The sequence below is a fragment of the Brevundimonas sp. genome, from assembly GCF_032017145.1.
Lineage (GTDB): Bacteria > Pseudomonadota > Alphaproteobacteria > Caulobacterales > Caulobacteraceae > Brevundimonas.
On the sequence record NZ_DALZQC010000127.1, the window covers coordinates 1 to 8670 of the forward strand.

Below are 8670 nucleotides of genomic sequence, written 5' to 3' on the forward strand. Positions count from 1 at the left end.
CGCGGGCGGGCGGCGGCGCGCTGACGCTTACAGGCGCGTAGATGACGGTCTCGACCGTGCGGATGACCGTTGCAGGCTGGGGCGCCGGGGGGCAGGGCAGGGCGGCGACGGGCGGGGTGACGCAGGCGGCGCACTTGGCCCCGACGTGCTTGTTGACCGGCCCGTCCATGCCGCCCGACTGGATCGTCTGCGGTCCTTCCGCGGAGCAGATGACCAGCGGATGACCCGGTTGGACGGCCGCCAGCGCCGCGAACGGCAACAGGGCGCCGATCACGAGCGCGAACACCGCCGCCAGGAAGGCCAGCGATTTCGCAGTCGACCAGTTGTCGGCCTGGGATGGGGTCACGCTTCGCCTCTACGGCCTTTCGACCGGCGGCGAAAGTTAAAGCTCTCCACGCGCGGCCTGGCGCGGGCTGAACTTGGGCGCGGGAGCCAGACGCATGACCTCGCCCTGATAGCGTCCGTCGTCGCCGACGACCGCAAAGGGCAGGGCGTCGGCGCAGGCCTGCAGCATGGCGTTCAGCCAGGGCTGTTCCGCCTTGTGGAAGTCGCCCAGCACATGCGGCATGACCAGATCCTTCTCGCCGGGATGGCCGATGCCCATGCGGGCGCGGCGGAAGTCGGCGCCCAGATGGCTGATCAAGCTGCGTATGCCGTTCTGCCCCGCTGCGCCGCCACCCGTCTTCATGCGGAAACGGCCGGGCGCCAGATCGATCTCGTCGTGAAATACGATGATCTCGCTGGGCTTGATCTTGTAGAAGCGCGCCGCCTCGCCGACCGCCCGGCCGCTTTCGTTCATATAGGTCTGGGGCTTCATCAGCAGGACCTTGGTTCCCTCGACATCGCCCTCGGCGATGATCGACTGGAACTTGGCCCGTTCAGGCCCGAATCGCCACCGCCGCGAAATCTCGTCGGCCGCCATGAAGCCGATGTTGTGGCGGTTCTTCTCGTATTTGGCGCCGGGATTGCCCAGGCCGGCGATGATGATCATGGCTTCCTCATGCCTTGCGCCTTGCCCAAAGAAAAGCCCCGCCGCGGCGAGCCGGGCGGGGCGTGATCTTGTCGGAGAGACGAAGGCTTAGCCTTCGGTCTTCTCCACCGGCGCGGCCTCGGCTTCGGCGGCTTCGTCGGCGGCGGCCGACAGGGCGGCCGAGGAGACCTTGATCGTGGCGATCACGAAGTCACGGTCGGTGATGGTGGCTTCCGCGCCCTTGGGCAGGGTGATGTCCGAGATGCGGATGGTGTCGCCCATCTGCGACTTGGCCAGGTCGACGACCAGTTCTTCCGGGATCTGGTCGGCGCGGACCAGGATTTCCACGGCGTGGCGGACGACTTCCAGCGAACCGCCCTGGCGGGCGAAGGGCGCTTCGTCAGCGTTCAGGAAGTGAACCGGAACCTCGATCTTGACCGGGGCCTTCTCATCGACGCGCATCAGGTCGAAGTGCAGCGGACGGTCCGACACGGGGTCGAACTGCACGTCCTTGGCGATGACCGGCTGGGTCTCTTCGCCGTACTTCAGCGTGACCAGGTGGCCCAGCAGCTTGCCGGTGTAGAGCGACTTGCGGAAGTCTTTCTCGTTCACCGAAATGGCGACCGGCGCCTTGTCGCCGCCGTAAAGGACGCCCGGCACGAAACCCGCGCGACGCGCAGCGCGAGCGCCGCCGGTGCCGACGCCATCGCGGACGTCCACGTTCAGAATGATCTCGGCCATGTGGCTCGCCTCAACAACAACAGAAACGCCGCGCCAACCCTGGGCCCGCGCGGCGGGGGTCATGAACCCTCGAATTCAAGAGCGCGGGCTATTACACGCATCGAACCGATGGCGCAACCTTGAAAGGCGCGCCTACGCCGCCTGCGCTCGATCCTTGATCATGGCGGCCGGGCTGGCCACCAGGGTCAGCAATTCCGCCGCATTGAAGGGCTTGGCCAGGTGATGATCGGCGCCCGCCGCGCGTCCGGCGGCGACGTGTTCGGGCATGGCGTTGGCCGTCAGCATGACGATGGGGGTGCGCGCCATACCCATCGCCGCCTCGTGGAGGCGAATCTCCTGCGTCGCCGTCAGGCCGTCCATGACCGGCATCTGCATATCCATCAACACAACGTCGAAAGTGTCGGCGCGGAAGGCCTCCAAAGCCTCGGCGCCGTTCTCGGCCATCACGATCTTGGCGGCCGTCTGCGCCAGAATCAGTTCGATGACGCGCCGATTGGTCGGATGATCGTCGGCGACCAAAACGCGGACCGCTCGCGCGTCATCGGCCTGTTGCGTCGCCGTGTCGGCCGGTTCCTGCGCCTTGGGGGCGACGCAGGGCTTGAGCGGCAGGGTCAGGATGAAGGCGGCGCCGCTGCCGGGTTCGCTCTCGCAATCCAGGTCGCCGCCCATCATTTCGGCCAACTGCCGGCAGATCGACAGGCCCAGGCCCGATCCGCCGAACTTGCGCGTGATGCCGCCGTCGGCCTGTTCGAATCGGGTGAACAGGCGCTCGCGCGTCGCGGCGTCGAAGCCGATGCCGCTGTCCTCGACGGTGAAGCGCAGCACGGGTCGCCCATCTCGATCCTGGCCCTGTTGAACGACAAGGCCGACGAAGCCCTGGCTGGTGAATTTCACGGCGTTGGAGATCAGGTTGGTCAGCACCTGTTTGACGCGAACCGCATCCCCCATGACCCAGACCCCATCCTCCAGATCGATGTCGACATGGAAATCGAGGCGCTTCTGGCGCGCGTTTTCGGCATAGAGTTGCGCCGCTTCTCGCACCACGACCGCCAGTTCCAAAGCGTCCTCGGTCAACTCCAGCTTGCCCGATTCGACGCGGGCCAGGTCCAGGATGTCGCTGAGCAGGGTCTGCAGCGTCTTGCCCGACGCCTGCATCAGGTCCAGCATCTCGCGCTGCTCGGGGGTCAGTTCGGTCCTGGCCAGCGCCTGCGACAAGCCCAGAACGCCGTTGAGCGGGGTGCGGATCTCGTGGCTCATATTGGCCAGGAACTGGCTCTTGGCGACGTTGGCGGCCTCGGCCGCATCGCGCGCCTCGGCCAGGGCCTGGGCATCCCGTTTCAGGTCGGTGATGTCGTTGCAGACGACGACCGTACCGCCTTCGGACGTGCGACGGTCCTGAACGCGAAGCCAGCGCCCGCCGCCCACCTGTTGTTCGATGCTGGCGGACAACTGGCGCCGCGCCCCGATGCGTTCGTTCAACCAGTCGTCTTCGCGGCCCACGGCTTCGTCGTAGCGCCCCTGATCGATCCCGATCCGCAAGATTTCACGAAACGTCATACCGACCGTGAGGTGAGGCTGAAGTTCGGGATTCAGCTCCGCGTAGCGCGCATTCCACAGCACCAGCCTGTCCTTGGCGTCGTAGAAGCCCAGTCCGTCCGGCATGGCGTCCACCGCCTCGCGTATGCGCCGCAGTTCGGTCGAGCGCGCGACATAGGCCATGACCGCGAGGGCGCCGGCCACGCCGCAGATCAACAACAGCACCACGCCCACCAGCAGTCGGATCGCGGCGGGAGACAGACCTTGCGTATGCAGCACGGTCGGGTCCGGAACCAGGTTTATCGCCGCCATGCCCACGAAGTGCAGCACGATCACCGTCATGGACAGGCCCACTGTCGTCATCAGAAGGTTTAAAAGACCGCCGCGTCTATAGAAGAAGGAGGTCGCCCCGCCGACGATCATGGCGCCGCCGAGGGAGGCTGCGACCAGGGCGGGATCCCAGCTGATCCGCGCCGGTCCTTTGATGGCGGCCATGCCCAGATAATGCATGGCGCCGACGCCGGCGACGGCGATGACCGCCGCCAGAACACGCCATCCTCGTCCCTTGCCGAACTGAATCGCGCCGATGGTGAGGCCGATCATGCCCAAGGCGACGACCAGCGAGGCCAGCGTCAGTCCCAGATCGTAGCGAACCGGCACGCCCGCCACGAACCCCTGCATCGCCAAGAAGTGCGTCGCCCATATGGACATGGCGCCGACAACCGTGGCCATGGCGACGGCGCGTCGCCGGCCGGCAGGATCACACCGCCGGATACGCTCCATGAACCGAATGGAGACGCCCAGCCCCATCAGACAGATCACCGCCGCCAGCAGTGTGAACCGCCAGTCATGATCTCGAGTTATGCAGAAGACGATCCGGTCCACTTGCGTTCTCCTTGGAGACAATCTGGCCTAGAATCCTAAAGAAACCGTGCGGCGACGCTTGATTGGCTTGCCGCCCTGTCGAAGCGCCGTCACAAAATCCGTGCAAGCATCGGATGTCGCCGTGCATTTTTGAGGTCGCCGCCCGTCCATGCCTTATGAAATTTCGCCCTCTCCCGTCGCGCCGGTGTCCTCGTCGCGTCTGTGGACGGTGGGCGCCAGCATCGGCGTCGCCATTCTGATCCTGGTGGTGCTGGCGATCCTGCATCCCGAACTGGCGGACTGGCTGCTGGGCGGGGCGGTGATCGTGGCGGCGTCGGCCTGGTTGCTGAACATGCCGGGCGCGGCCGACGCCGCCCCGTCCGCCATAGACGGAGCGACCGCCGATGCGACGAGCGATGCCGTCGCCGGCGAACTGCTTGATCGGGTGTTCGAAGCGCTGGACGATCCGGTGCTGGTGGTCAGCGGCGGCGAGCCGGACGATATCGCGGGTCGACGCATCGTCATGGCCAATAACGCCGCGCGCGACCTGCTACGCATCCAGCGCCAGGGCGCCCTGCTGGTCCAGGTCATCCGCGAGCCTGGCGTGCTGGAGGCGGTGGACGAGGCCCTGTTCGGCGGCGCCTCGCGCATCACCGACTACACCACCGGCGGCCAGAGGGATCGTCGCTGGCGAGCCTGGACCCGGCCGCTGTCGGTCGATGAGCATGTCGCGCCGGGCGGTGAAATGGCGCTGCTGATCCTTCGCGACGAGACGGATGCACGGCGAACCGAGATGATGCGGGTCGATTTCCTGGCCAACGCCAGCCACGAACTGCGCACGCCGCTGGCCTCGCTGAGCGGCTTCATCGAGACGCTGAAGGGGCACGCGCGCGACGACGTGGCTGCGCGCGACCGTTTCTTGGACATCATGTCGGCGCAGGCGGACCGGATGGGGCGGCTGGTCGCCGACCTGCTTTCGCTCAGCCGGATCGAACTGAACGAACATATTCCGCCGTCCGGCCGGGTCGATCTGGACCGGGCCGCGTCCGATGTGGTGGACGCCATCAGCGTTCTGACGCGCGAAAAGGAAATCGCCATCGCCCTGGATCAGGGGGAGGCGAGGGCGTCGGTCAGCGGCGACCGCGACGAAATCCTGCAGGTGGTGCAGAACCTTTTGGACAACGCCGTCAAATATTCGTCACGCAACGGCACGGTCGAGATTTCCGTCCGGTCCGACCTGTCGTTCGACGAGGCCTGGGCCTCGCGGATGCCGGGGGCCACGCGCCTGCCGCTGGTGACGCCTGACCGGACGGCGGGCGTCCTGTATGCCGCCGTCACGGTGCGCGATCACGGGCCGGGGATGGCGCGCGAACACCTGCCGCGCCTGACCGAGCGCTTCTATCGCGTCGAAGGTCAGAAAAGCGGCGAACGGCAGGGCACGGGCCTTGGGCTGGCCATCGTCAAACACATCATGAACCGCCACCAGGGCGGCCTGGTGGTGGAAAGCGCGCCGGGCATGGGGGCGGCCTTCACCGCCTGGTTCCCCCAACCGGTCGAGCGGCGATAGGTTCTGTCGGCGGCGATGGGGAACCTTCGCTGTCACCCAACTGTCATCGACCCGTCTTAATCCGCTGACCATTCGCGGGCAGTAGTCGCGCCGCGTCGGTCCCGGTGTTCAGGGCCGCACGCCGATTCGCGCGCGTCGCTTCGGACTTCGAATGATCTGGATTTATCTGCTGATCCTCATGGCGCTGTGCGCGACCGCCTTTCTGGGCGGTCGAGAGCTGGCGCGTCGCCGCGCGATCGGGGCCAAACCGCACTCGCGGCCCGGCCAGCACGGCGCTTACGCCCTGATCTGGGTGGCCGCGCCGGCGCTGCTGGTGCTGGTCCTGGCCTCGGTCTTTTCCACGCCGCTGCAGCGTCAGCTGACGGCTTCGGGCACGCCTGAAGCGGTCGCCTCTCTGGATCATTTCCGCCGCGACGCCTTCTTCGCCGACGCCTATCGCGTGGGCCGCGGCGAGGCCGCCCTGCAGATCTGGGAGCGCCCGCTGGCCGAGCAACTGCCGGTCGAGGCGCGTCGGATGGTCCGTATCGAACGCACCCTGTCGTGGGGCGGGGGCGCCGCCGCCATCCTGGCCGCCATACTGGGCGGTCTGTTCGCCCTGACCCAGATCAAGCCGAAGACCCGGGCGCGCAACCGGGTCGAGGGCTGGATCTACGGCGCCCTGTTCGTGTGCTCGGCCATCGCCGTCCTGACCACGCTGGGCATCATCGCCTCCCTGGCGTTCGACAGTTTCCGCTTCTTCCAGAAGGTGCCGGTCCTCGACTTCCTGTTCGGCACGCAATGGAGCCCGCAGATCGCGATCCGCGCGGATCAGGTGGGGTCGTCGGGCGCCTTCGGGGCCGTGCCGTTGTTCGCCGGCACCCTGCTGATCATGGTCATCGCCATGTGCGTGGCCGCGCCCATCGGCCTGCTGTCGGCCATCTATCTGTCGGAATACGCCGGCCGCACGACGCGGGCCGTCATCAAGCCGCTGCTGGAGATTCTCGCCGGGGTGCCCACGGTCGTTTACGGCTTCTTCGCCGCCCTGACCGTGGGGCCGATCCTGCGCGTCATGTTCAACGAAATCGGTCTGGTCCTGATCGGCGGTCCGCTGGACGGGCTGGGCCAGTATCTGGCGCTGGTGCAGAACCAGATGGCCCTGACGGCGGGCGCCGTGATGGGCATCATGCTGATCCCCTTCGTGTCGTCCCTGTCCGACGACATCCTGAACGCCGTGCCGCAGAGCCTGCGCGACGGCTCCTTCGCCATGGGCGCCACCAAGTCCGAGACGGTCAAGCGCGTGCTTCTGCCCGCCGCCCTGCCGGGCATCGCCGGCGCCCTGCTGCTGGCCGTGTCGCGCGCCATCGGCGAGACCATGATCGTGACCATGGCCGCGGGCCTGGCCGCCAACCTGACCTTCAATCCGCTGGATACGGTGACCACCGTCACGGTTCAGATCGTGACCCTGCTGACCGGCGACCAGGAGTTCAACAGCGCCAAGACCCTGTCGGCCTTCGGCCTGGGCCTGACCCTGTTCCTTGTGACGCTGGCGCTGAACATCATCGCCCACCGGATCGTCCAGACCTATCGGGAACAATATGACTGACGCGACCCCCGATCGGATCGACGGCGCATCCGCCAACGGGCGGCTGGAGCGTCTGCGTGCGGGGCTGAAGCGCCGCCACGCCAAGGAAACGCGCTTCAAATGGTATGGCCGCCTAGCCATCGCCGCCGCCATGCTGTTCCTGGCGGTCCTGTTGGTCCGCATCGTCGAACAGGGCCACACGGCCTTCTACACCCACACGGTGACGGTGCCGGTCTATATGGACCCCGCCCGCATCGACCGCGCCTATCCGCAGGGTTCCAACTTCGAGCAGATCGCGGCCGAGCAGCAGCTTCAGCGAATGGGCGTTCCCGACGATGCGACGGGAACCAAGGCCGGCCAGATGAAGCGGTTGTTCTCGTCGGAGCTGAAGTTCGTCGCCGCCGATCTGGTCGCCAAGCGCGCCGAGGTCATCGGCGAGACCGTGCCCCTGGCCGTGCCGCTGTCGGATGACGCCGACCTTTATCTGAAGGGCGAAATCTCCAAGGCCACGCCTGAGGATCAGCGCCGTCTGTCCGATCAGCAGATCGCCTGGCTGGACAGGATGAAGGCCGACGGCGTCATCGGCGCCCATTTCAACACCGCCCTGTTCACCAACGGCGATTCCACCCAGCCCGAGCTGGCCGGGGTGCTGGGCGCCGTGGTGGGTTCGGCCCTGATGCTGCTGGTCACGGCCCTGATCGCCATTCCGCTGGGCGTCGGCGCCGCCATCTGGCTGGAAGAGTTCGCGCCCAAGAACAAGCTGACCGACATCATCGAGGTCAACATCAACAACCTCGCGGCCGTGCCGTCGATCGTCTATGGGCTCCTGGGTCTGGCCCTGTTCATCAACTGGATGCACCTGCCGCGCGCCAGCCCCATCGTGGGCGGTCTGGTCTTGGCCCTGATGGCCTTGCCGACCCTGGTCATCGCCACCCGTTCGGCCCTGAAGGCGGTGCCGCCCTCGATCCGCGAGGCGGCCCTGGCCATGGGCGCGTCCAAGACCCAGACGGTGTTCAGCCACGTCCTGCCGTTGGCCATGCCCGGCGTCATGACCGGCGCCATCATCTCCATGGCCCACGCGCTTGGCGAGACCGCGCCGCTGCTGCTGATCGGCATGGTCAGCTTCGTGCCCGGCGTGCCGCACGCCATCGACCAGCCCGTCGGCGCCCTGCCGTCGCTGATCTACATCTGGGAGAACGCCTCGGAGCGGGCCTTCCACGAACGCACCGCCGCGGCGATCATCGTCCTGCTGGTCTTCATGATCATCATGAACGCGGCGGCCATCATCCTGAGGCGGCGCTTCGAGCGTCGGTGGTAAGAGAATGAAATTCCGTATTTTCCGCTCCGCCGAGGACCAGACGGGCGCCGGGCCGGTCGATCCGACCCAGGCCCCGCGCATGGGCGGGCAGGTCCTGCCCGAGGTCGCGCCGG

The 8670-nt window shown here is 66.9% G+C and carries 7 protein-coding genes; 3 read left to right on the forward strand and 4 right to left on the reverse strand.

Features of this window, described 5'->3' with window-relative positions:
• The 4 genes from RTU05_RS15755 to RTU05_RS15770 form a co-directional block, all read right to left on the reverse strand.
• On the reverse strand, positions 1–346 hold a 346-nt coding region (locus RTU05_RS15755; protein WP_312599286.1), incomplete at its 3' end, for a hypothetical protein.
• Positions 347–382: 36 nt separating this feature from the next.
• Positions 383–991 carry an aminoacyl-tRNA hydrolase gene (pth, locus tag RTU05_RS15760; protein WP_312599287.1) on the reverse strand — a complete coding sequence of 203 codons (609 nt, stop codon included), beginning with the start codon at positions 989–991 and terminating at the stop codon, positions 383–385.
• Between the two features lie 87 nt (positions 992–1078).
• Positions 1079–1711 (reverse strand): 50S ribosomal protein L25/general stress protein Ctc, encoded by a 633-nt coding sequence (locus RTU05_RS15765; protein WP_292023441.1) that lies wholly within the window; start codon positions 1709–1711, stop codon positions 1079–1081.
• A 132-nt stretch (positions 1712–1843) separates the two neighbouring features.
• Positions 1844–4132, reverse strand: coding sequence for an ATP-binding protein (locus RTU05_RS15770; protein ID WP_312599288.1), 2289 nt, complete (start codon positions 4130–4132; stop codon positions 1844–1846).
• Between the two features lie 148 nt (positions 4133–4280).
• Between RTU05_RS15770 and RTU05_RS15775 the strand changes: the two genes are divergently transcribed.
• From RTU05_RS15775 to pstA, 3 genes are all read left to right on the forward strand, one after another.
• Positions 4281–5678, forward strand: coding sequence for an ATP-binding protein (locus tag RTU05_RS15775; protein WP_312599289.1), 1398 nt, complete (start codon positions 4281–4283; stop codon positions 5676–5678).
• A gap of 151 nt (positions 5679–5829) precedes the next feature.
• Positions 5830–7260 (forward strand): phosphate ABC transporter permease subunit PstC, encoded by a 1431-nt coding sequence (pstC, locus tag RTU05_RS15780; RefSeq protein ID WP_312599290.1) that lies wholly within the window; start codon positions 5830–5832, stop codon positions 7258–7260.
• The gene (gene pstA / locus RTU05_RS15785; RefSeq protein WP_312599291.1) at positions 7253–8557 is read left to right on the forward strand and encodes a phosphate ABC transporter permease PstA; all 1305 of its coding nucleotides are present in this window, start codon (positions 7253–7255) and stop codon (positions 8555–8557) included. The genes pstC and pstA overlap by 8 nt, the downstream gene beginning before the upstream one ends.
• The last annotated feature ends 113 nt before the right edge of the window (positions 8558–8670 follow it).

Bases quoted from the DNA above. Each gene is read 5' to 3' on its own strand.
- pth (WP_312599287.1), bottom strand. From the start codon at position 991: ATGATCATCATCGCCGGCCTGGGCAATCCCGGCGCCAAATACGAGAAG.
- RTU05_RS15765 (WP_292023441.1), bottom strand. From the start codon at position 1,711: ATGGCCGAGATCATTCTGAACGTGGACGTCCGCGATGGCGTCGGCACC.
- RTU05_RS15775 (WP_312599289.1), top strand. From the start codon at position 4,281: ATGCCTTATGAAATTTCGCCCTCTCCCGTCGCGCCGGTGTCCTCGTCG.
- pstC (WP_312599290.1), top strand. From the start codon at position 5,830: ATGATCTGGATTTATCTGCTGATCCTCATGGCGCTGTGCGCGACCGCC.
- pstA (WP_312599291.1), top strand. From the start codon at position 7,253: ATGACTGACGCGACCCCCGATCGGATCGACGGCGCATCCGCCAACGGG.